The sequence below is a fragment of the Caulobacter endophyticus genome (genome assembly GCF_003116815.1).
Taxonomy (GTDB): domain Bacteria; phylum Pseudomonadota; class Alphaproteobacteria; order Caulobacterales; family Caulobacteraceae; genus Caulobacter; species Caulobacter endophyticus.
Map to the genome: position 1 here is coordinate 115,074 of NZ_QDKQ01000052.1, position 22,951 is coordinate 138,024.

22 protein-coding genes are annotated in these 22,951 nt (G+C 68.6%); 11 read left to right on the top strand and 11 right to left on the bottom strand.

Annotated features, from left to right (window positions below; all coding sequences use genetic code 11):
* Window positions 1–20 precede the first annotated feature (20 nt).
* Genes didA through DDF67_RS14185 form a run of 3 tightly spaced genes read left to right on the top strand, consistent with a single transcriptional unit; the run spans window position 21 to window position 2,626 of the window.
* Entirely contained in the window at window positions 21–242 is a 222-nt protein-coding gene (didA, locus tag DDF67_RS14175; protein WP_109101507.1) for a DNA damage-induced SOS-independent cell division inhibitor A, read from the top strand.
* 40 nt (window positions 243–282) lie between these two features.
* Complete coding sequence (gene dgcA, locus DDF67_RS14180) at window positions 283–1,296, top strand: N-acetyl-D-Glu racemase DgcA (protein WP_109101508.1); 1,014 nt, start codon at window positions 283–285, stop codon at window positions 1,294–1,296.
* Between the two features lie 40 nt (window positions 1,297–1,336).
* The gene (locus tag DDF67_RS14185) at window positions 1,337–2,626 is read left to right on the top strand and encodes a dicarboxylate/amino acid:cation symporter (protein ID WP_109101509.1); all 1,290 of its coding nucleotides are present in this window, start codon (window positions 1,337–1,339) and stop codon (window positions 2,624–2,626) included.
* Between the two features lie 139 nt (window positions 2,627–2,765).
* Here DDF67_RS14185 and murB read toward each other — a convergent pair whose 3' ends face one another.
* Window positions 2,766–3,671 (bottom strand): UDP-N-acetylmuramate dehydrogenase, encoded by a 906-nt coding sequence (murB, locus tag DDF67_RS14190; protein WP_109101510.1) that lies wholly within the window; start codon window positions 3,669–3,671, stop codon window positions 2,766–2,768.
* 5 nt (window positions 3,672–3,676) lie between these two features.
* Window positions 3,677–5,095, bottom strand: coding sequence for a UDP-N-acetylmuramate--L-alanine ligase (murC, locus tag DDF67_RS14195; protein WP_109101511.1), 1,419 nt, complete (start codon window positions 5,093–5,095; stop codon window positions 3,677–3,679).
* Window positions 5,096–5,197: 102 nt separating this feature from the next.
* Here murC and lepA point away from each other — a divergent pair, with 102 nt between their 5' ends.
* Window positions 5,198–7,006 carry a translation elongation factor 4 gene (gene lepA, locus DDF67_RS14200; RefSeq protein WP_109101512.1) on the top strand — a complete coding sequence of 603 codons (1,809 nt, stop codon included), beginning with the start codon at window positions 5,198–5,200 and terminating at the stop codon, window positions 7,004–7,006.
* Between the two features lie 121 nt (window positions 7,007–7,127).
* Window positions 7,128–7,616, top strand: a complete 489-nt coding sequence (locus tag DDF67_RS25750; RefSeq protein ID WP_199229237.1) for a RebB family R body protein — start codon at window positions 7,128–7,130, stop codon at window positions 7,614–7,616.
* Here the strand turns inward: DDF67_RS25750 and DDF67_RS14210 are convergent.
* From DDF67_RS14210 to DDF67_RS14220, 3 genes are read right to left on the bottom strand one after another with little or no spacing between them, the layout of a single operon-like run.
* Complete coding sequence (locus tag DDF67_RS14210; protein ID WP_199229238.1) at window positions 7,613–8,629, bottom strand: cytochrome-c peroxidase; 1,017 nt, start codon at window positions 8,627–8,629, stop codon at window positions 7,613–7,615. The two genes, DDF67_RS25750 and DDF67_RS14210, sit on opposite strands and share 4 nt — an antisense overlap.
* Window positions 8,630–8,648: 19 nt before the next feature.
* The gene (locus DDF67_RS14215) at window positions 8,649–9,173 is read right to left on the bottom strand and encodes a homogentisate 1,2-dioxygenase (RefSeq protein WP_109101513.1); all 525 of its coding nucleotides are present in this window, start codon (window positions 9,171–9,173) and stop codon (window positions 8,649–8,651) included.
* A 10-nt stretch (window positions 9,174–9,183) separates the two neighbouring features.
* Window positions 9,184–11,211 (bottom strand): TonB-dependent receptor plug domain-containing protein, encoded by a 2,028-nt coding sequence (locus tag DDF67_RS14220; protein WP_109101514.1) that lies wholly within the window; start codon window positions 11,209–11,211, stop codon window positions 9,184–9,186.
* A gap of 120 nt (window positions 11,212–11,331) precedes the next feature.
* Between DDF67_RS14220 and DDF67_RS14225 the strand changes: the two genes are divergently transcribed.
* The 6 genes from DDF67_RS14225 (at window position 11,332) to DDF67_RS14250 (ending at window position 15,462) form a co-directional block, all read left to right on the top strand.
* Window positions 11,332–11,958 (top strand): glutathione S-transferase family protein, encoded by a 627-nt coding sequence (locus tag DDF67_RS14225; protein ID WP_109101515.1) that lies wholly within the window; start codon window positions 11,332–11,334, stop codon window positions 11,956–11,958.
* Between the two features lie 198 nt (window positions 11,959–12,156).
* Complete coding sequence (locus DDF67_RS14230; RefSeq protein WP_109101516.1) at window positions 12,157–13,749, top strand: flavin monoamine oxidase family protein; 1,593 nt, start codon at window positions 12,157–12,159, stop codon at window positions 13,747–13,749.
* A gap of 2 nt (window positions 13,750–13,751) precedes the next feature.
* Window positions 13,752–14,186 (top strand): c-type cytochrome, encoded by a 435-nt coding sequence (locus DDF67_RS14235; protein ID WP_109101517.1) that lies wholly within the window; start codon window positions 13,752–13,754, stop codon window positions 14,184–14,186.
* A gap of 39 nt (window positions 14,187–14,225) precedes the next feature.
* The gene (locus tag DDF67_RS14240; protein WP_109101518.1) at window positions 14,226–14,402 is read left to right on the top strand and encodes a hypothetical protein; all 177 of its coding nucleotides are present in this window, start codon (window positions 14,226–14,228) and stop codon (window positions 14,400–14,402) included.
* 28 nt (window positions 14,403–14,430) lie between these two features.
* Complete coding sequence (locus tag DDF67_RS14245; protein WP_109101519.1) at window positions 14,431–14,964, top strand: AAA family ATPase; 534 nt, start codon at window positions 14,431–14,433, stop codon at window positions 14,962–14,964.
* 3 nt (window positions 14,965–14,967) lie between these two features.
* Entirely contained in the window at window positions 14,968–15,462 is a 495-nt protein-coding gene (locus DDF67_RS14250; protein ID WP_109101520.1) for a GNAT family N-acetyltransferase, read from the top strand.
* 5 nt (window positions 15,463–15,467) lie between these two features.
* On the opposite strand, the gene flhA is transcribed toward DDF67_RS14250, so the two are convergent.
* The 6 genes from flhA to fliF all read right to left on the bottom strand — a co-directional run bounded on the left by flhA (window position 15,468) and on the right by fliF (window position 22,889).
* Entirely contained in the window at window positions 15,468–17,585 is a 2,118-nt protein-coding gene (gene flhA, locus DDF67_RS14255) for a flagellar biosynthesis protein FlhA (protein ID WP_109101521.1), read from the bottom strand.
* 143 nt (window positions 17,586–17,728) lie between these two features.
* A complete protein-coding gene (flbD, locus tag DDF67_RS14260; protein WP_109101522.1) occupies window positions 17,729–19,114 on the bottom strand; it encodes a sigma-54-dependent transcriptional regulator FlbD in 1,386 nt (461 codons plus the stop codon).
* Window positions 19,115–19,207: 93 nt separating this feature from the next.
* Window positions 19,208–19,540, bottom strand: coding sequence for a flagellar motor switch protein FliN (gene fliN, locus DDF67_RS14265; RefSeq protein ID WP_058346608.1), 333 nt, complete (start codon window positions 19,538–19,540; stop codon window positions 19,208–19,210).
* 5 nt (window positions 19,541–19,545) lie between these two features.
* Entirely contained in the window at window positions 19,546–20,193 is a 648-nt protein-coding gene (locus DDF67_RS14270) for a FliH/SctL family protein (protein ID WP_109101523.1), read from the bottom strand.
* 10 nt (window positions 20,194–20,203) lie between these two features.
* Entirely contained in the window at window positions 20,204–21,220 is a 1,017-nt protein-coding gene (gene fliG / locus DDF67_RS14275; RefSeq protein ID WP_058346610.1) for a flagellar motor switch protein FliG, read from the bottom strand.
* Between the two features lie 4 nt (window positions 21,221–21,224).
* Window positions 21,225–22,889, bottom strand: coding sequence for a flagellar basal-body MS-ring/collar protein FliF (fliF, locus tag DDF67_RS14280; protein ID WP_109101524.1), 1,665 nt, complete (start codon window positions 22,887–22,889; stop codon window positions 21,225–21,227).
* Window positions 22,890–22,951: the final 62 nt, after the last annotated feature.

The following is a 22,951-nucleotide window of genomic DNA, read 5'->3' on the forward strand; positions in this document are numbered from 1 at the left end:
AAGCGTCCACGGAGGAAGCCATGACCGACATCGCCATGACCCAGTTCTTCGACGCGCCCGTCCGCAGCGCCGCCGTCCGTCGGGCCCGTCCGGGCCGCCCGACCGGGGTCTGGGGTTCGATCAGCTACGCCGGCGTGCTGCTGGTCTGGGCCGGCCTGTTCGTGATCCGCCCGCGCCTGGCGCTGCGGGTCATGGCCGAGCGCCGCGCGGACTCGCCGATCCCGCGCCTGGGCAAGCGCTGATCCCCTCGCCAAATACCTCGAACGGCGCCAAGCCTGGGGCATGAGCCGCCTCATCGCCGTCCGCCCCGTCAGCTATCCGCTCGCAGCCCCATTCCGCATCTCGCGCGGGGTCAAGACCGCCGCCGACGTGGTGGTGGTCGAGATCGCCGACGGCGGCCACATCGGTCGCGGCGAAAGCGTGCCCTACGCCCGCTACGGCGAAACGGTCGCGGGCGTCGAGGCCCAGCTGGCCCCCGCCGCCCGCCTAATCGCCAGGGGCGGCGAGCTTTCAGAGGCTCTGGCTCTGCTGCCGGCCGGGGCCGCGCGCAACGCCCTGGACTGCGCCATCTGGGACCTGCGGGCCAAGACCTCCGGCGTCAGCGTTGCCGCCGCCACGGGCCTGGCCGTTCCGCCCTCGCTGGTCACCGCTGTCACCGTCAGCCTCGATACGCCCGACGCCATGGCCGATGCCGCCCGCAAGGTCGCCGACGCGCCGCTGATCAAGATCAAGCTCTCCTCGGAAGACCCCGCCGCCCGCCTGACCGCGGTTGCCGAAGCCGCCCCCGACGCCGCTCTGATCGTCGATCCCAACGAGGGCTGGACCTTCGACATCCTGCGCGGCCTGGAAGACCAGCTGTCGCGCCTGAACATCGCCCTGGTCGAACAGCCCCTGCCGGCCGGCGAGGACGCCGCGCTGGAGGGCTATACGCCGCCCTTCCCGATCTGCGCCGACGAGTCGGTGCACACCGCCGCCGACCTGCCGGCCCTGCGCGCGCGCTACCAGGCGGTGAACCTCAAGCTCGACAAGTCGGGCGGCCTGACCGAGGCCCTGGAAATGCTGCGCGCGGCCAAGGACCTGGGTTTCACCCTGATGACCGGCTGCATGGTCGCCTCGTCCCTCGCCATCGCCCCGGCCCTGCACCTGGCCGCCGAATGCGCCTTCGCCGACCTAGACGGCCCCTGGTGGCTGAAGGCCGACCACCCCGGCGGCCTGCGGGTGGAGTCGGGCCGCATCAGCCCGCCGGCGGCCGGATTCTGGGGCGATGGCGTCGACGCCGAGGGGCTGTGGCTCTGAGGGCTTGACCGACCTTGCATAACGCCGTGCTCTGAGCGGCATGACCGACGCCCTCGCCGACGCGCCGCCCCCGCCTCGCAAGAACCCGCTGCAGGTCTGGTTCGGCATCTCGCTGTGGAAACGCATCCTGGCCGCGCTCGTGCTCGGGGCCGTGGTCGGCTACTTGTGGGGCGAAGGCGCGACCAGCCTCAAATGGATGGGCGACATCTTCGTGCGGCTGATCCGCATGATGGTGGCCCCGCTGGTGTTCGTGATCATCGCCTCGGGCGTGGCCCAACTGGGCGACGCCAGGCGGCTGGGCGGCATCGGCGTCAAGACCATCGGCATGTACGTGCTGACCACGCTGGTGGCGGTCTGCATCGGCCTGGCCATCGCCACCGTGCTTGGCCCCGGCGTCGGCGCCGACCTGCACAATGCAGCGCCCCAGGCCGTGGCAACGCCCAAGTCGCCGGCCGAGCTCTTCATCGGCATCGTGCCGCTCAATCCGATCAAGGCGTTGGCCGAAGGCGAGACCCTGGCGATCATCTTCTTCGCGGTGCTGGTCGGGGCCGGGGTGATCGTGGCGGGCAAGGACGGCGAGCCGGTCGCGCGCCTGCTGGCCAGCGCCAGCGAGGTGATGCTGCGCATCGTCGGCTTCGTGATGGAGGCCGCGCCGTTCGGGGTGTTCGCCCTGATCGCCGTGGTCATGGGCACGAACGGCCCCGAGACCTTCCTGCATGTGGCCAAGCTGGGCGTGTGCGTGATCATCGGCGCAGCCATCCAGACCTTCGTCACCCACGCCGCCGTGGTGCGCCTTGGGGCCTGGCTGCCGCTGCTGCCGTTCTACCGGGGCTGCATGGACGCGATCCTGGTCGGCTTCTCCACCTCGTCCAGCTCAGCCACCCTCCCGGTGGCGATCCGGGTGGCGGAAGAGAACCTCGGCGTGAAGCCCTCGATCTCATCGACCGTCCTGCCCCTGGGAGCCACGATCGGCATGGACGGCACGGCGATGTACGTGGCCATGCTGACCCTGTTCGCCGCCCAGGCCTTCGGTGTGCCGCTGACGCTCGCCGACTACGTGCTGGTGGCGGTGACGACCACCATCGTGGCCATGGGCGTGGCGCCGGTGCCGTCAGGCTCGCTGTTCGTTCTGGCCGCGGTTCTGGCCACCATCGGCATCGGCCCGACCCAGACGGCGATCATCGTCGGCTTCATACTGCCCTTCGACCGCATCCTCGACATGATCCGCACCGTGCCGAACGTGACCTGCGACCTGTCGATCGCCACGGCCGTGGCGCGGTGGGAGAAGGAGATCGACGTGCAGGAGTATCTGTCGAAGAAGGATGTGTAGGCCCAGACCCTCTCCCTGAAGGGAGAGGTGTCGGCGAAGCCGACGGAGAGGGAAGTTTCGGCGAAACCGGCCGCATCAGCGAAAGCTGAAAACTTCCCCCCTCCGGCCCTATGGGCCACCTCCCCCAGAGGGGGAGGATTTAGGCCGTGCGCCCGATCCGCTTGATTTCCCAGTCCAGCTGGACGCCGGTCTTGGCCAGAACATCGGCGCGAACTGTGTCGCCCAGGCCTTCGAGGTCGGCCGCCGTGGCTTCGCCCGTATTGATCAGGAAGTTGCTGTGCAGCGGCGAGAACATTGCCCCGCCGAACAGCTTGCCGCGCCAGCCGGCCTCGTCGACCAGCTTCCACGACGAATGGCCCGGCGGGTTCTTGAAGGTCGAGCCGCCAGTCTTCTCGCGGATCGGCTGGGTGGTCTCCCGACGCGATGTGATCTCGGACATGCGGGCCTTGATCGCGGCCGGCTCGTCGGCAGTCCCCTCGTAGGTCGCGTCGAGCACGATCACCATCTCGCCGTCCTGCAGGGCGCTGTGGCGGTAGGTGTAGTGCAGGTCCTCGACGGCCAGTTCGCGCACCACGCCCGCGCGGTCCATGACGCGCACGGACTTCACGACATTGACGGTCTCGGAGCCGTAGCAGCCGGCGTTCATGATCACCGCGCCGCCGATCGTGCCGGGAATGCCGGCGTAGAACTCAAGGCCCGCGATGCCGGCCTCGGCCGCCTTGCGCGCCAGGATGGCGTCGGGCACGGCGCTGCCGGCCTTGATGCGATTGCCGCCCAGGGCTTCGACGGTGTTGAAACCCTTGCCCAGGCGGATGATCACCCCCTCGACGCCGCCGTCGCGGACCAGCAGGTTGGAGCCGACCCCAATGGCCATCACCGGCACGGCCGGGTCCAGGGCCTTCAGGAAGTCGGAAAGATCCTGCTCGTCGGCCGGCAGGAACACCACGTCGGCCGGCCCGCCGACGCGGAACCAGGTGAACGGGGCCAGCGCCTCGTCGATCAGCAGCTTGCCGCGCACGGCGGGGAGATTGGTCTTCCAGGTCATCGGTGCTACTTCGCCAGCGCTTCCAGCTGTCCCGGCAAGGCGTAGGCCCACGAGGTGATGTCCCCTGCGCCCAGCAGCACCACGAGATCGCCGCTGGTCGCCTCGGCCGCGATCAGCGCCGGCAGGGCCGCCGGGCTTTCCAGCGGCAGGGCGCGGCGGTGGCCGAACTTCTTGAGGCCCTCCACCAAGTGATCCCGGTCGACGCCCTCGATCGGCTGCTCGCCGGCCGTGTAGACGTCGGCGACGACCACGGTGTCGGCGTCGTTGAAGCAGCTGGAGAACTCGGTCATCAGGTCGCGCAGGCGGGTGTAGCGGTGCGGCTGCACCACGGCGATCACCTTGCCCTGGCTGACGGCGCGAGCGGCCTTGAGCACCGCGGCAATCTCCACCGGGTGGTGGCCGTAGTCGTCGACCACGCGGACGCCATTGGCCACGCCCGTGGTGGTGAAGCGGCGCTTGACGCCGCCGAAAGCCGCCAGGCCGGCGCGGATGGCCTCGGCGTCGACGCCCAGCTCGCGGGCCACGGCCACGGCGGCGGTGGCGTTGAGCACGTTGTGGTGGCCCGCCATCGGCATCTTCAGGCCTTCGTAGCGGATGATCTCGCCTTCCAGCGGCGAGATGGCGATGTCGAAGCTGGCGCCCTCGGGGCCCATCTCGACGTTCTGCACGCGCACCTCGGCCTGCGGATTGGTGCCGTAGGTCACCAGGCGGCGGTTCTCGATGCGAGAGGTCAGGGCCTGCACCTCGGGATGGTCGGTGCAGACGGCGGCGAAGCCGTAGAACGGAATGTTCTCGATGAAGTCCTGGAAGCCCTTCTTCACCGCGTCGAAGTCGCCCCAGTGGTCCAGGTGCTCGGCGTCGATGTTGGTGACGATGGCCACCGTCGACTTCAGCTTCAGGAACGAGCCGTCGCTTTCGTCGGCCTCGACGACGATCCAGTCGCCTTCGCCGACCTTGGCGTTGGTGCCGTAGGCGTTGATGATGCCGCCGTTGACCACCGTGGGGTCCAGGCCGCCGGCGTCCAGCAGGGCCGCGACCATCGAGGTGGTGGTGGTCTTGCCGTGGGTGCCGCCCACGGCGACCGAAAACTGCAGGCGCATCAGCTCGGCCAGCATCTCGGCGCGGCGCACCAGCGGCAGGCGCTTGTCACGGCCGGCGATCATCTCGGGGTTATCGGCCTTCACCGCCGTCGAATAGACGATGGCCGAGGCGCCTTCGACATTGGCCGCGTCGTGGCCCACGAAGATGCGCGCGCCCAGCTTCTCGAGCCGTTCGGTGTTGGCGCTGGCCTTCGCATCGCTGCCCTGCACGGTGTAGCCGATGCGGATCATGATCTCGGCGATGCCGGACATGCCGATGCCGCCGATGCCGATGAAGTGCACGGGGCCGAGTTCGAAGGGGACGGGTCGTCGACGCTGGATCATCGCGTCGGATTAGACGATTTGAGGCCCGTCGTGAACGGGGTCGATGACGCAAACCCGTCACGCCCCCTCGCGAAGCGGTTCAAATGTGATAGACGCACGCGCATGAGCTCTACGCCCCTGGATAAAATCCGCAATTTCTCGATCGTGGCCCACATCGACCACGGCAAGTCGACCCTGTCCGACCGCCTGATCCAGACCACGGGCGGCCTGACCGCGCGCGAGATGAGCGCCCAGGTCCTCGACAACATGGACATCGAGAAGGAGCGGGGCATCACCATCAAGGCGCAGACCGTGCGCCTGAACTACAAGGCCGCCGACGGTGAGACCTATGTTCTGAACCTGATGGACACCCCCGGGCACGTCGACTTCGCCTATGAGGTGTCGCGCTCGCTGGCCGCCTGCGAAGGCTCGATCCTGGTCGTGGACGCCTCGCAGGGCGTGGAAGCCCAGACCCTGGCCAACGTCTACCAGGCCATCGACAACAACCACGAGATCGTTCCGGTCCTCAACAAGGTCGACCTGCCGGCCGCCGACGTCGATCGGGTGAAGGCCCAGATCGAGGACGTCATCGGCCTGGACGCGTCGGACGCCGTCGAATGCTCGGCCAAGACCGGCATCGGCATCCCCGACGTGCTGGAAGCCATCGTCACCCGCCTGCCCGCCCCCAAGGGCGACCGCAGCGCGCCGCTGAAGGCCCTGCTGGTCGACGCCTGGTACGACGCCTATCTGGGCGTGGTCGTGCTGGTGCGCATCTTCGACGGCACGCTGAAGGCCGGCCAGCAGGTTCGCATGATGCAGACCGGCGCCACCCACCGCATCGACAAGGTCGGGGTGTTCACGCCCAAGGCCACCGACGTGGCCGAACTGGGTCCGGGCGAAGTCGGCTTCTTCACCGCCTCGATCAAGGAAGTGGCCGACGCGGCCGTCGGCGACACCATCACCGATGAGAAGAAGCAGACGGCCGAGCCGCTGAAGGGCTTCAAGGAAGTCGTGCCGGTGGTGTTCTGCGGCCTGTTCCCGGTCGACGCCGCCGACTTCGAGGACCTGCGCGCCGCCGTCGGCAAGCTGCGCCTGAACGACGCCAGCTTCACTTTCGAAATGGAAAGCTCGGCCGCGCTTGGCTTCGGCTTCCGCTGCGGGTTCCTTGGCCTGCTGCACCTGGAAATCATCCAGGAGCGCCTGAGCCGGGAATTCGACCTCGACCTGATCGCAACCGCCCCGTCGGTGGTCTACAAGATCAAGATGCGCAACGGCGAGGAGATCGAGCTGCACAATCCGGCCGACCTGCCGGACGTCATGCAGATCGAGGAGATCGCCGAGCCCTGGATCAAGGCGACGATCTTCACCCCGGACGAATATCTGGGCGGCGTCATCAAGCTCTGCCAGGACCGTCGCGGCATGCAGCGCGAACTGTCCTATGTCGGCAACCGCGCCATGGTGATCTATGACCTGCCGCTGAACGAGGTGGTGTTCGACTTCTACGACCGCCTGAAGTCGATCTCGAAGGGCTATGCCAGCTTCGACTACCAGCTCGAGGACTACCGCGCCGGCGACCTGGTGAAGATGTCGATCTTGGTCAACAGCGAGCCGGTCGACGCCCTGTCTATGCTGGTCCACCGCAGCCGCGCCGAAAGCCGCGGCCGCGGCATGTGCGAGAAGATGAAGGAGCTCATCCCGCAGCACATGTTCGTCATCCCGATCCAGGCGGCCATCGGCGGCCGGATCATCGCCCGCGAAACTGTGAGAGCTTTGCGAAAGGACGTCACGGCGAAGTGCTACGGCGGCGACGCCTCGCGTAAGCGCAAACTTCTGGACAAGCAGAAGGAAGGCAAGAAGCGGATGCGCCAGTTCGGCAAGGTCGAGATTCCGCAGGAAGCCTTCATCGCCGCCCTCAAGATGGACGAGGATTGACGTTCGGGGCCGCGCGCCCCTCCCGTTGTGCGAAATTTCCTATTCCGAAAGCCGCGGCCATTCATAGTGGATGAGCCGCGGTTTTCATTTGGAGGCCGCCGGATCCAGCACGGAGACGACCATGGCCTTCCCGACCAACGTCAACGACCAGATCACCGACTCCGTCAGCCAGGTGAACACCAAGGTGCTGGGCGACGCGCCCGCCATCGCCATGGGCAACCTGTTCCAAGCGACCTCCCAGGCCCTGTCGAACGCCGCCCACAACGCGACTGAAAGCCAGCAGCAGTCCAACGTGACGATGCAGGCCTCGACGACGCAGGGCGTCTCGACGCTGCTCTCGGTCGACACCGCCAGCGCTGGCGAGGCGACCCGGAATATCTTCGCCGCCGCCCCACCTGCACCGCCGAGCGAACCTTCCGAGGCGACGGCGATGGAACGGGCGCGCCAAGCCGCCCTGGCGGCGCAGGAGGCGGCGATACAGGCGGCGACGGAACAGGTCGACCAAGCTGTCCGAGCCGCCTTGGCGCCGCAGGAGGCGGCGATACGGGCGGCGATGGAACAGGCCGATGCCGCCATCGCCGCGTCGGCGGGGTACGCTTCGGAAGACTAGGGCCCGCACCCAGGCTTGGGCAGGGAAAACCGCGAATCGGTGACGAAGGCCTCGTCGGTCAGCGTACCCAGAAACGCGACGAGCTCCGCCACTTGGCGATCCCCCAGCCGCATCGCCGCGCGATGCCGGCGGATCGCCGTCTCCAGAGTCGGCGCCGAGCCGTCGTGCAGGTAGGGCGCGCTCAGCGCTGCGTTGCGCAACGACGGCGTACGGAAGCGCCCCGCATCGGCCGCATCGCCGGTGACGTCGGCGAGGCCCTGGTCGCCGGTGAACGGCGCGTCGATGCGGTGGAAGCGGGCCTTGTCGGCGTCGGTGAACAGCGGGCCGGCGTGGCAGCTCGCGCAACCGGCCTTGAACAGCCGCTCGCCGCGCTCGGCTCCGGCCGACACAGCGACAGCCTCGCCCCGCCGACGCCGATCATAAGGACTATCGAACGAAACGAGCGTGCGCTGGAAGGCGGCCAGGGCCTTGGCGACCGTCACCATGCTGACCTCGCCCCCCGCCTCGGGAAACGCCTCACCGAACATCCTGCGATAGCAGGTCTGGCCCGCCAGGCGCGCGGTCAGCACCGCCTCCTGGCCAGCAAACCCCATCTCGACCGGCTTGGTCCCGGCGATCGGGATCAGGGCCTGGGTCTCTAGCGTCTTCATGCCCGGATCGCCCCAGGTCAGGGCGCGGAAGTAGCCGACATTGGCCAGGGTCTGGATGTTGCGACGGCCAGGATCGCCGTGCACGCCCGGACGGGTGCGGTTGCTGTCGGTGAAGCCGCGCCGCTGCTCGTGGCAGGTGGCGCAAGACATCGTGCCGTCGATGGAGAGGTCGGCGTCGTAGAACAGCTTGCGGCCCAGCGCGACCTTGGCGTCCGACATCGGATTGTCGGCCGGAACCGGCGGCGGGCTCACGCCCGCCGGCAGCGTCCAGTGGAAGCTTGAGACGGTGGCGGGCGCGAAGGCGGCGCTTAGCAGCAGGCCGGCCGCCAGGGCCAGCGCCTTGCCGTAGACCTCCAGCTTCACGCCCCCGCCCCCCGCCGCGTCAGGGCTTGCGCGCGACCATGATCGGCAGCTCGGCCTGGGCGTTGGCCGAGATCTGGATCAGGTAGTCGCCGGGCGTCAGATCGAAGGTCACCATCTTGCGCACGGTGGAGCAGGCCGGGCCGCGACCGTGGGCGGTGGAGCGCTGGGCTGCGCCGTCCTTCAGCACGTCGATCCAGGCGCCGGTCCCGAGCGCGATCACATAGGAACCGGCCGTCTCGACCTTCAGCGAGAACAGCCCGCCCTTGCTCACCGTGCCGCCGGGCTTTTCCGGCTGCACGGCATAGGCGACGTCGGGAGTCGGCGACAGGGTCGCCGTATAGGCTTGGCCGGGCGCCAGCGCGGCCTTGGGCAGGCTGACGACCGAGGTCGCCGCCGCCAGCGGGGCCTTCGTACCCCAGGCGGCCAGCTCCGCCGGCAGGCCGGCCTCGACGCCCGGCGCGCAGGCCACGTCGGGTTGCACCTGGGCCAAGGCGGCGGGCGCGGCCAGGGCGAGGCCGACGGCGAGGATCAGGGCAAGACGCATGGGGAACTCCTCAGAACTTGACCCGCAGGTCGGCGCGGAAGCTGCGGCCTTCCTCGGGGAAGCCGTCGACCAGTTGGTACGTCTGGTCCAGCAGGTTGCGGGCCCCGACGATGACGTCGATCTTCGGCGTCACCGTCACCTGGGCGGTCAGATTGGCCAGCACGTAGCCGCCAGTGCGGTAGTAGCGGACGGGCGTCACCAGCGAGCTGGAGGTCACCGTCCAGCGCCTGGACGCCGCCTCGACGCTGGGCGTCAGCGACAGGCGGTCGTTCAGCGTCCAGTCGGCATAGACGAACAGCTTGTGGTCGGGCGTGCCGGTCGGGCGGAAGGCGGCGTTGGTCGGGTCGGTCAGCTTGCGGTGCAGATAGGTATAGTTGCCGCCCAGGGTCAGGCGGTCGCCGGCCTTGAACCTCGCCGCGCCTTCCAGGCCGTAATACTCGCCGTCGCCGGCGTTCCTGGTCTGGTTGACCGTGCCATAGGGCGGGCCCAGCGCGACCGGGATCAGGATCAGGGCGTCGCGCACGTCGCTGTAGAACACCGCCCCCTCGATCTTCAGCAGCGGCGTGAAGTCGACCGAACCACCCAGCTCGTAGTTGATCGCCCGCTCGGCCTTGACGTCCGGGTTGGGAACGGCCTGGCCCATGCGGGCGCTGTAGCGCTCGAACAGGGTCGGAAAGCGGGCGCGCGACGAGACGCTGCCGTGCAGTTGCACGTCGGGCAGCGGCCGCCAGGCCAGCGCCGCCTGGCCGTTCCAGGCCACGTCGTCGGTCAGCGGATAGAAGACGAAGGCGTTCGAGTTGTAGTCCTGGGCCTGGTTCAGGTCGCGCCGATCGCGCGACACGCCGATCACCAGATCCACCTTGTCGCCAAAGCGCTGGGTGTCCTCCAGGGCGACCGAGGTGGTGTCCTCGATCACCGTCTGGCGCGGCTCGGTCACGGCAGGGGCGAAGCTCTGCTGCCACTCCACATGCTTGTCGCGGCGATAGAAGGCGGCGGCCTTCAGGGTGTTGGACGCGGTGACGTCGACGTCCAGCTCCAGGTTCCCGCCATAGGCCACGTCGTCATAATAGGAGCGGAAGGCCCGCCCCAGGGTCTGGCTGTTCTGGCGAGCGTTGTCGAACGAGTAGAGCGCGTTCTCGAAGGTGTTGCGATAGATGCGCGCCTTGAGCACCGCGTTGTCGGCGATCTTCGTCCGGGTCAGCAGGGCCAGGCTGTCGATGTTCCAGTAGGGCCAGGACCAGTAGCGCGTGCTGGCCGTGTCGGTGACGTGATAGGGCGCGTTCTTCTCGCCCTCCTGGCGGGTGTAGGTGATCGAGTATTCGTCGGTGGCGTTGGGCGTGAAGCCGGCCTTCAGGTTGACGCGCCAGTCCTCGCTTTCCGAGTGATCGCGGGCGCCGCCGTTCTCCAGCGCTGTGGCCTTGTAGTCGTCAGGCAGCTTCCAGTGGGTGCGCTCGCTGCGCGCGCCGCTGGCCTGGACGTAGAAGCGGTCGGTCTTGCCGCCGATGCGGCCCGACACGGTGTTGCTGTTCAGCGAGCCGTCGCCGTCGAAGCCCGCACCCAGGCGGATCTCGCCCTCGAACGGCCGCGACGGCTTGCGGGTGACGAGATTGATCGCTCCGCCCAGTCCGCCCGGACCATCCAGCACCGAGACGTAGCCCTTGGAAACCTGCACCTCCGAGAGGTCGGCGGTGAGGAAGCGCGCGAAGTCGATGCGGTTGTCGGCCGGCAGGAACACCCGCACGCCGTCGATCGACAGGGTGGTCTGGAAGCGGTCGAAGCCACGGATGAACACCAGGCGCTCGTTGCGCGAGCCGCCGCTGTTGCCCGCCGCCGCGCCGGGGATCAGGTCCAGCGCCTGGTCGACGCTGGCCTTGTCGAACTTGCGTAGCATTTCACCCGACACCGTGCTGCCGCCCACCGTCTCGCCGGCGGCGTTGCGCGCAGTCACCTGCACCTCGCCCAGCGCAAAGACGTCGCCCTGGGCGTGGGCGGCGCCGGCCAGAAGCGAGCCGGCGAGCAGTACGGTCCGAAACAGCATGAAATCCCTTCGTTATGCAGTTTGACTACATAACGAGTCGCAGGCCTCCGCGCCTTGCAGATTTTCTCCGCCGACCGTCGTGTCCGAAATGCTAGAGATCGCAGCGCCACGGAGGCCCGCATGCTCAGAATTCTCGGTCGCACGTCGTCGCTGAACGTCCGCAAGGTGCTCTGGACCTGCGGCGAACTCGATCTCGCCCATGAGCGCGAGGACTGGGGCATGGGTTACGCCTCGACCAGCAACCCGGCCTTCCTGGCGCTGAACCCCAACGCTCTGGTGCCGGTGATCATCGACGAGCACGGGCCGCTCTGGGAGTCGAACACCATCTGCCGCTATCTGGCCTCACGTCATGTCGGCGGCGAGGGCCTGCTGCCCACGGAGCCGCGCGCCCGGGCGAGCGTCGAACAGTGGATGGACTGGCAGGCCACCGAGCTGAACACCGCCTGGCGCTACGCCTTCGCCGGCCTGGTGCGGTGCGTGCCCGGCTTCGACGACCCGGCGCAGATCGCCGCCAGCGTCCGCTCGTGGAACACGGCCATGACCCTGCTCGACCGCCGCCTCGACCACACCGGCGCCTTCGCGGCCGGCGAGACCTTCACCCTGGCCGACGTGGTGCTGGGCGTCTCCGTCCACCGCTGGGCCGCCTCCCCCATCGACCGCGCCGCCCTGCCGGCCGTCGAGGCCTATTACGCCCGCCTGAAGACCCGGGAGACGTTCGCGCCGTGGGCTCTCGACTCGGTTCCCTGAGGCCCGCGCCGCCCCTAGCCCAACAGCCTGCCCGTTTCCTGCGCAGCGCGACCGTCCGAACGCCGCCGAACGGCGATCCGCGATCCCATCCGCTCGTCACGCCAACAAAGTGGGCGGCGGGGGCGCGAGGCGCCCTGCTTAGCTCGGTTCCGCACGCCCCCGGTCGCGGGTGGCGGCCAAGGGGATAGGGCCGAGCACATGCCAGACGGAGTCCGCGCACCGACCAGAAGACAGCTCCTGACCGCGATCGCCCAGGTGGGCGGGACGGCGGCGCTGTACCAGGCCATGACCACCCTCGGCCACGCGGCCGAGACCCAGTTCCACGGTCCGCCGAACCTTGCGGGCGCAAGGCCCGGCGCATCGGTGCTGGTGCTGGGGGCGGGCCTCGCCGGCCTGCTGGCCGCCTATGAGCTGACCCGCGCCGGCTACAAGGTGCGGATCCTCGAATACCAGGGCCGCGCGGGCGGCCGGAACTGGAGCCTGAGAGGCGGCGACACCTATACCGAGCTGGGCGGCGCAACGCAGAAGGTCGGCTTCGCCGCCGGCAACTACTTCAACCCCGGCCCGTGGCGCATCCCGCACCATCACCGCACCTTGCTGCACTACTGCAAGCAGTTCGGCGTGGCGCTGGAGCCGTTCATCCAGTTCAACCACAACACCTGGGTCCATTCCTCCACCGCGTTCGGCGGCAAGCCGGTGCGCTTCAAGGCCGCCGCGGCCGACTTCGAGGGCAATGTCGCCGAGCTGCTGGCCAAGTCGATCAACACCAGGGCGCTGGACGACGCCGTCACGCTGGAAGATCGGGAAAAGCTGCTGGAGGCCCTGAAGGGCTGGGGCATGCTCGACGGCGACTACCGCTACGCCAAGGGCCTGCGCAGTTCGGCCCACCGCGGCTATGAGAGGCCGCCCGGCGGCGGCATCGACGGCGCGCCGATCCCGTCCGACCTCTACGCCCTGCACGACGTGCTGGACCCCCAGGTCTGGACCTCTATGGCCTTCTTCATGGGCCACGAGATGCAGACCACCATGTTCCAGCCTGTCGGCGGCATGGACATGATCGGCAAGGCCTTCGCCAAGCAGGTCGAGGGCCTGACCACCTTCAACGCCAAGGTCACCAGGATCGCCCAGGACGACAAGGGCGTGGCCGTCACCTTCAGCGACACCGCCACCAGCAAAGTCGAGACCGCCGAGGCAGACTGGTGCGTCTGCACCATACCACTGTCCATCCTTGGGCAGATCGACAGCGAGATCAGCGACGGCCTGGCCGCCGCCATCAAGGCCGTGCCCTATTCGGGACAGGTGAAGATCGGCCTGGAGATGAAGCGGCGGTTCTGGGAGGAGGAAGACTCCATCTACGGCGGCCACAGCTTCACCGACCAGGAGATCGCCCTGATCTCCTATCCCAACAACAACCTGTTCGGGAACGGACCGGCCGTGCTGCTGGGGGCCTTCGCCCGCGAGATGGGAGCCTATCGCCTGGCCGGCATGACGCCGCAGCAGCGCATCGAGGTCGCCCTGCAACAGGGCTCGGTGCTTCACCCGCAGAGCTATCGCAAGGAGTTCGCCAGCGGCGCTTCTGTGGCCTGGAGCCGCGTGCCCTGGGCGCTGGGCTGCTGCGCCCGCTGGACCGAGGAGACCCGCAAGGAGCACTACCAGACCCTGCTGGCCATGGACCGGCGGATCGTGCTGGCCGGCGAGCACGCCTCCTATGTCGGCTGCTGGATGGAGGGCGCCCTGCTCTCGTCGCTGGACGCCATCACCCGCCTGCACAAGCGCGCCCTGGAGGCCTGAGCATGACCCGTCCCGTTCTCGTCGCGGCGTCGGCGCTCATCGCCGCCCTCGCCTGCGCCATTCCCGCCGTCGCCCAGGCTCCCGCCGGCGGCGACACCGGCGGCGGCGTGGTCCGCGTCGCCAAGCCCATCACCGGCCAGCAGGTCTACGAGGCTGTCTGCCAGGCCTGCCACATGGCCGACGCCAAGGGCGGAACCGGCGCTGGAACCATTCCCGCCCTGGCCGGCAATCCCAAGCTGGCCGCCGCCCCTTACGTTTCTATGGTGGTGGTGCGCGGCCAGGGCGGAATGCCGCCTTTCGCCGGCACGCTGGACGACGACCAGATCGCGCAGGTGGTCACCTATGTCCGCACACACTTCGGCAACGCCTACGCCAAGCCGGTGACGGCCGCCGACGTGGCGAAGGTTCCCCATCCCGACAGGTCCGGCGGACACTAAGGGCAGGCGTGGGGCGTCGAGGCGTGCTAAAGCGCGCCGATGAGCAACGAGACCAACGACGCCCCGCCGAACGAAACCCCGATGCAGCGCGCCCTGCGCCTGAAGAAGGCCGCCCAGGGTCGCCACGGCCATGGCCCCAAGGCCTCCAGCGGCAAGGTCGACAAGGCCGACGCCACCGCGCCGACCGGCAAGTCCAAGCCCTGGATGACCCGCTAGGTTAAGACACCGGCCGGGAGGACAGCTCATGGCCGACAACTTCGTCCTGATCACCGGCTGTTCAGGCGGCGGCAAGTCCAGCCTGCTGACCGAGTTGGCCGCACGCGGCTACGCGGCCGTCGAGGAGCCGGGCCGCCGTATCGTCCGGCAGGCGCGAGGGCCGGACGACCCTGTCCTGCCCTGGAACGACCCTGCCGCCTTCGCCCGCCGCGCCGTCGAGATGGCCCTGGCCGATCGCGAGGCCGCGCGCGGGCTCCACGGCTGGGTGTTCTTCGATCGCGGTGTCGTGGACGCCGCCAGCGCGCTGGAGGCGGCGACCGGCGAGCCCAGCTTGCGGGCGCTCGACCGCGCCCACCGCTATCATCGCCGCGTCTTTCTCGCGCCGCCCTGGCCGCAACTCCACACCACCGACGCCGAGCGCCGTCACGGCTTCGACGCGGCGCTGGAAGAGCACCAGCGCCTTGAGGCCGCCCTGCCCGCTCTCGACTACGAGGTCATCGTCCTGCCAAGGACGTCGGTCGCGGGCCGCGCCGACTTCGTCCTCGCCATCCTGGAAGCCTGAGCCATGCTGATCCGCCCCGAATGCCCCGAAGACGTCGCCGCCATCGGCGAGGTCACCGCGGCCGCCTTCCTCGGACGCCCCTACAGCAGCCAGACCGAAGCCCTGATCGTCGCCGCCCTGCGCGCGGCCGGCGCCCTGTCCCTGTCGCTGGTGGCCGAGGTCGACGGCCAGATCGCCGGCCACATCGCCTTCTCGCCGGTCGATATAGAGGTCTCGTCGGGCGGCTGGTACGGCCTTGGCCCGGTGTCGGTCAGCCCCGACCGGCAAGGCACGGGCCTTGGCCTGGCCCTGATCCGCGAAGGCTTGAAACAGCTGGAAGCGCGCGGCGCCGCCGGCTGCGTGCTGCTGGGCTCGCCCAAGTACTACGAACGCTTCGGCTTCGTGGCCGACGAGGCCCTGACCTATGGCGGCGAATCCTCGCCCTACCTGCAGCGCCTGGTCTTCAAGGGGCGTCCGCCGCGCGGCGCGGTCACCTACCACACGGCCTTCGGGGCATAGTCGTCCTAGACCATCCCCACCGTCTTCAGGCGCGCCCGGGGGTGGATCTCGTTCTGGCTCATCACCACGGTCTGGCCGCGGAAGCGTTCGATGATCGAGCGGACATAGGGGCGGATGCCCGGGCTGGTCAGCAGCACCGGCGACTCGCCCTGCAGGGCGGCGCGCTCGAAGGTGTCGCGGACGCCGCGGATGAAGTCCTGCAGGCGCGAGGGGGCGAGGGCCAGTTGCTTGTCCTCGCCCGGTCCGATCAGGGCTTCGGCGAAGGCCTGCTCCCAGTCGGCCGACAGGGTGATGATCGGCAGGGCGCCGTCGTCGCCGCGGTTGGCCCAGCACAGCTGGCGGGCCAGGCGCGCGCGGACCTGCTCGACCAGTTGGGTGACGGAAGCCGTGTGCGGCGCGGCCTCGCCGATGCCCTCGAGGATCTGCGGCAGGTCGCGGATCGAGACGCGCTCCTTGAGCAGGGCCTGCAGCACGCGCTGGATCGTGGCGGCGTTGACGACGCCGGGGATCAGGTCGTCGACGAGCTTCTTCTGGTTCTCCGGCAGCTCCTTCAGGAGCTTCTGCACCTCGGCGTAGGAGAGCAGGTCGGCCATGTTCTCCTTGAGGATCTCGGTCAGGTGCGTGGTCAGCACCGTGGCCGGGTCGACGACCGTATAGCCACGGAACGTCGCTTCTTCGCGCAGGTCGTCGGCGACCCAGGTGGCCGGCAGGCCGAAGGCGGGCTCGCGCACGTGCTCGCCGGGCAGCTCCACCTGGCCGCCGCGCGGGTCCATGGCCATCAGGTGACCCAGGCGCACTTCGCCCAGGCCGGCCTCCATCTCCTTGATGCGGATGGCGTAGCCCTGGTTGGCCAGGCGCATGTTGTCGAGGATGCGCACGGGCGGCATGACGAAGCCGAACTCGGTGGCCAGGGTCTTGCGCAGGGCGCGGATCTGGTCGGTCAGGCGACGGCCTTCCAGGTCGTTGATCAGGGTCAGCAGGCCGTAGCCCAGCTCGATCTTGACGTCGTCGATGGCCAGGGCCGCGCTGATAGGCTCTTCCTCGGGCTCGGACGGCGCTTCGGCGGCGGCGGCCGCCGCGGCTGCCGCGGCCTCCTTGGCGGGGGCCAGCTTGGCCGCCTGCGCCCGGCGATAGGCCAGGTAGCCCGCGCCGACGGCGAGGCCGGCGAACGGCAGCAGCGGCATGCCGGGGATCAGGGCGATGACGCCCGACGAGGCCGACACCATGCCCAGGGCGACCGGGTTCATGGCCAGCTGGGTGGTCAGGGCCTTGTCGGCGCTGCCCTCGACGCCGGCCTTGGACACCACCAGACCGGCGGCGATCGAGATGATCAGGGCCGGGATCTGGCTGACGAGGCCGTCGCCGATGGTCATCAGGGTGTAGGTCGAGGCCGCCTCGGCCATCGGCACCTTGTGCTGCACGACGCCGATCAGGATGCCGCCGACGATGTTGATGCCGGTGATGATCAGGCCGGCGACCGCGTCGCCCTTCACGAACTTGCTGGCGCCGTCCATGGCGCCGAAGAAGGTGCTTTCCTGCTCAAGCTCCTTGCGGCGGATCTTGGCGGTGTCCTGGTCGATCAGGCCCGTCGACAGGTCGGCGTCGATGGCCATCTGCTTGCCGGGCATGGCGTCCAGGGTGAAGCGCGCCGCGACTTCGGCGATGCGGCCCGAACCCTTGGTGACGACCATGAAGTTCACCACCACCAGGATGATGAAGATGATCACGCCGATGACGAAGTTGCCCTGCATCATCAGGTTGCCGAAGGCGGCGATGACCGCGCCGGCGCCGTGGCCGCCCTCGTGACCATTGCCCAGGATCAGGCGGGTCGAGGCGATGTTGAGGCCCAGGCGGTAGAGGGTCGCGACCAGCAGGACGGTCGGGAAGGAGGTGAACTCCAGCGGCTTCTTGATCAGCACCGCCGTCATCAGGATCAGCACCGAGCCGGTCAGCGACACGGCCAGCAGTATGTCCAGCAGGGCCGGCGGCACCGGCAGGATCAGCAGGACGATGATGCCCACGACGCCGACGGCCAGGCCCATCTCGCCGCGCAGGATCCCCTCCCACAGCGACTTGGCGCTGGGGATCGAGGAGGCGGCCTTGGGGGCGGCGGCGTCAGCCATGGAAAGCCTTGCTGCTGTGTCTAGGACGGGACCGTCTCGCTTGAAGCGATTTGGAGCGGCCCGCCATCTCCTTAATCCAAATTAGCCATGTTCGGCGCCGGACCGATCGTCGCGGGCGCCGAACAGGAATCTGCACTTGAGGTTTAGGCCGCCGCGCCGACGCCGCCCTGCGGCGGGGGCACGTTGACGCCGGCGTCGCCGTATTCCTTGAGCTTGTTGCGCAGGGTGCGGATCGAAATGCCCAGGATGTTGGCGGCGTGGGTGCGGTTGCCCAGGCAGTGCTCCAGGGTGTCGATGATCAGCGTCTGCTCCATCTCGGCCACGGTCTGGCCGACGAAGCTGCGGCTGACCGCCGCGGCGGCCACGGCCTCGGCCGCCGCCATCGAGGCGCCGCGGGCCACGGCCGCGTCAGGAGCCGGCGCCAGGGGCTGGCCGTCCGGCAGGCGGATGGCGAACTCCTCGATCTCGGCGCCGGTCGACAGCAGCACCGCGCGGTGCATGGCGTTTTCCAGTTCGCGCACGTTGCCCGGCCAGCGGTGGGCGATCAGGCGGCGCTTGGCCTCGGCCGAGATCGGCTTCAGCTCGATGCCGTTGGCGGCCGAGTACTTCTTCACGAAGTGCTCGCACAGATTGATGATGTCGCCCGGGCGTTCGCGCAGCGGCGGCAGGGCCAGGTTCACGACGTTGAGGCGATAGAGCAGGTCTTCGCGGAACACGCCTTCCTTGACCGCGTCGGCCAGGTTGCGGTTCGACGTGGCGAGGATGCGGATATCCACCTTCACCGGCTTGGTGCCGCCGACGCGGTCGATCTCGCGCTCCTGGATGGCGCGCAGCAGCTTGGCCTGCAGGCGCACGTCCATTTCCGAGATTTCGTCCAGCAGCAGCGTGCCGCCGTTGGCTTCCTCGAACTTGCCGATGCGGCGGGCCAGGGCGCCGGTGAAGGCCCCCTTTTCGTGGCCGAACAGCTCGCTTTCCAGCAGGTTCTCGGGGATGGCCGCGCAGTTGACGCTGATGAACGGCGCCTTGGCCCGACGCGATTTCGCGTGGACGTGGCGGGCCATCACTTCCTTACCCGAACCGCTTTCGCCGGTGATCAGGATCGAGGCGTCCGACGGGGCGACCTGGTCGGCCAGCTTGATGACCTGCTCCATGTTCGGGTCGCGGGCGATCATCGGACGGTTGTCGTCGGTCACCGCGGCCAGGACGGCGGCGATCAGCTCGGCGTCCGGCGGCAGCGGGATGAATTCCTTGGCGCCGGCCTTGATGGCGGCAGCGGCGCGCATCGGGTCGGCGTCGACGCCGCAGGCCACGACCGGCACCCGGATGCGCTCGCTCTCGTTGGCCAGGATCAGGCCGGCGATGTCGAGGCCGTAGTCGACCATCATCAGGTCGGCGCCCTGCCCGGCCCGCAGCGCGTTGGTCGCCTGCTCCGTCGTCTCGACGTGCGAAACCTTGGCCCCGGCGTTCATCGCCATCTTTACGGCGACCGAGAGCTGACCGTTCAGTTTACCAACGACCAAGAGGCGCATTGTCTTGTCTCCGGGCGGCCCTTCCGGACCGATCTTCTACTGCTTCGCCCTCTTTCAGAAGGCGCGGACTGGTGGGCGGGAAACCTCGGGCGATCAGCCCGCGGCGTCGCCGTCCTTGATGATTTCCGTCATGGTCACGCCCAGGCGCTCGTCGACGACGACGACCTCGCCCCGGGCGACCAGGCGGTTGTTGACGTAGATGTCGATCGCCTCGCCGACCTTGCGATCGAGCTCCAGGATCGAGCCAGCCTGCAGCTGCAGCAGCTGGGCCACCGACATGTTCGAGCGGCCGAGCACGGCCGAGATGTTGACGGGGACGTCGAACACCGGAGCCAGGTCGGAAGCGATCTTGTCGCTCAGCTCGACCGGGATCTCCGAGGCGAGCATGCCGCCGTTGAAATCGTTGAGAGTCAGGTCGTCGGACATGGCGGTCAGCCTTCGCTAGGAAGCAGGGGTTCGGCGTGCAGGCCCTCGGCCGCGATAGCGGCTTCCAGGGCCTGGGCGACGCGCTGCGCCGCCTCGTCGGGATTGAATTCAGCGCGGCCATCGCCCCAGTCGAGAACGAAGGCGGCAGGCGGCTGGGCGCCGTCGGCGCGGGCGACGATCTGGCCCGGATAGCCGATGGCGTGGGCGGTCTGCTCCAGGGCGGCCTGGGTGCGCTCGACCAGGTGCGGCGCGACGCGCACGCTGAGCTTGGGCTGGGCCTCGACCTCCCGGGCCAGGGCCAGCAAGGCCGCCGAGGCCGGGGCCTCGGGGAACTGGTCCAAAGCCGCGTCGGCGATCTTGTTGGCGCAGGCCAGCGCCAGGCGCGCGGCGTGCTCGCGATGCTCGTGAGCGACGGCGGCCAGGGTCGACAGCGCGCCGTGCACCGCGTGGGCTATGACGTTCATGGCCTGGGCCGCTTCCTGCTCGGCGCGGGCCACGGCCGAACGCTCGCCCTCGGCGAAGGCTTCGGCGCGGGCGGCCTCGACCTCCTCGGGCGTGAAGCTCTTCTTCACCTTGGGGGCCTCGTAGGCCACCCCGCCACGGTCGTCGAAGACCGTGTCGAAGGCGAAGCGCTGATAGGTTCCGTTGCTCATCCCGCGCGCCTCAGTAGATCAGCTCGTCGTCGCTGCCCGAACCGGCCAGCATGATCTCGCCCTTGGCGGCGAGGTCCTTGGCGATCTGGACCATGGCGACCTGGGCCTGGTCGACGTCCTTCAGACGCACCGGACCCATGCTTTCCATGTCCTCGCGCATGATCTTCGACGCGCGTTCGGACATGTTGGAGAAGAACATCTCGCGCAGCTTGTCCGAGGCGCCCTTCAGGGCCAGGGCCAGCTGCTCCTTGCCGGTGGCGCGCAGCAGGGTCTGCACGCCGCCCGGATCCAGCTTCGACAGGTCCTCGAACACGAACATCAGGGCCCGGATGCGCTCGGCCGCCTCGCGGTTGCGCTCTTCTAGGGCGGCGATGAAGCGCGCCTCGGTCTGGCGATCGAAGTTGTTGAAGATCTCGGCCATCATCTCGTGGCTGTCGCGCTTGGAGGTGCGCGCCAGGTTCGACATGAACTCGATCCGCAGGGTCTGCTCGATCTTGTCGAGGATTTCGCGCTGCACCGGCTCCATGCGCAGCATGCGGGTGACGCATTCCAGCGCGAAGTCTTCCGGCAGGCAGGCCAGCACGCGGGCGGCGTGGTCGCTCTTCACCTTCGACAGCACGACGGCGACGGTCTGGGGGTATTCGTTCTTCAGGTAGTTGGCGAGCACCGCCTCGTTCACGTTGCCCAGCTTGTCCCACATGGTTCGACCCGCCGGACCGCGGATCTCTTCCATCAGCTGGTCGACCTTCTCGGGCGCCATGAACGACATCAGCAGGCGCTGGGTCTGTTCGTACGAGCCCATGATCGCGCCCGTCGAGCTCATGCCCGAGACGAACTCGACCAGCAGCTCTTCGACCACGCTGGCCGAAACCGTGCCCAGGCTGGCCATGGCCTGGGAGACTTCCTTGATCTCCTCGTCGTCCAGCGCTTCCCAGATCTTGGTATGATCTTCACCCAGGGCGAGCAGGACGATGGCGGCCTTTTCGGGCCCGGCCAGCTTGGCGATATCTGTGACGGCGGCCTTCATCCGATCACTCCGACTCGTGCAGCCAGTTGCGCAGGATCGCGACCGACTCTTCGGGGTGCTTTTCGACGAATTCCGACACGCGCTTGATCGACGAAGCCTTCACCTGGCCTTCGATCTTGGCGATGTCGATGCGCTGGTCGATGTCCGAAACCGGGCCGGCGATGGCGATCGGCTCGCCCGACTGGTCGACGACGACCTGCTGGGTGGTGCCGTCCGACAGGGTGACCAGGCGGGTGACCGGCTGGTCGCCCTGGCCCAGGGCCAGCTGGATCGGATGCTGGCCGGCCGGCTGGGTCAGGCTCTTGATGAAGGGGCGCACGGCGAACATCAGGATCAGCAGGGCGACGATGGCCAGGACGCCGATCTCGGCGACGCGCATCAGGTCGTTCTTGTCGAAGCCGGCCATCAGCCCGCCCTTGCCGTCCAGGCCCTGGTCCTCGGCGGTCGGGAAGCGGATGTTGGTGACCTTCACCTGATCGCCGCGTGCGGCGTCGTAACCGATGGCGGTCTTCACCAGCTCTTCGATCTGGGCGATCTCCTCGGCGCTGCGCGGGGTGTAGGCGCCGGCCTTGCCGTCCTTGCCCGGAGCGGCGGTGACGCCGTCCACGGCCACGGCCACGGCGACCTTCTTCATCGAGCCCGGCTCGGTGACCTCGGTGCGGACCGACTCGGAGATCTCGTAGTTGGTGGTGGTCTCGTTGCTGCCCGAGTTCGAGCCGACGGGCTGGAAGCCGGCCGGCTGGCCGCCGGGGATGTTCTGGGTGGCGGTGACGCCGCTGGTGTCGTCGTTGCGGGTCTCGGACTGGTTGTTGGCGCTGGTGCTTTCCGAGCGCACGACCTGGCCGTCCGGATCGAACTTCTTTTCCTGGGTGGTGATGCGGTTCAGGTCGAGGTCGGCGGTGACCGTGACGCGGGCCTTGCCGGGGCCAAGGACGCCGTCGAGCATTTCCTTGACGCTCTTGGCGATGCGGGCTTCGGCCTCGGACTTGCGGTCCTGGGCCAGACGGCCGGCCAGGCTCTCGTTGCCGCCGGCGGACAGGGTCTTGCCGTGGTCGTCGATGACGTTGACGCGCTCGGGCTTCATGCCCGGGACCGAGCCGGCGACCAGGTTCTGGACGGCGGCGACCATGTCCGACGACGGTTCGCGGCCGGCGGTGCCGATGGTGACGGCGGCCGACGGTTGCTCGGCGTCCTCTTCGAACAGCTGGCGCTTGGGCAGGACCAGGTGAACGCGGACGTCGCGCACGCCCTGCCAGCCGCGGATGGTCCGTTCCAGCTCGCCCTGCAGGGCGCGCTGGCGGTTCAGCTGCTGGACGAAATCGGTCTGGCCGATGGCGTTGCCGGTGTCGAAGATCTCGTAGCCGATCGAGCCCGAGGTCACGAGGCCCTTGCCCGAAACCAGCAGGCGGGCGGAATTGACCTTGTCGCGGGCGACCATGATGGTCGAGCCGTCGCCCTTGGTCTCGTACTTGATGCCGGCCTGGTCCAGCGCCTGGGTGACGGACGAGGCTTCCTTGAGGTCGAGATTCGAATACAGCAGCTCGTTCGGCTGCTTGCCCAGCATCATGACGACCGCGGCGAGCACGGCGATGGAGCCGACGGCGACGCCCGCCAGGGCGGCCAGACGACCGACGCCGAACTTCTGAATCGCGCTCAGGAATTTATCCACTGGGCCTGTCCCTCAAACTGCGTCCGAACGGAGCGCAAGCGAGACGGATGGAAGTCCGCCGT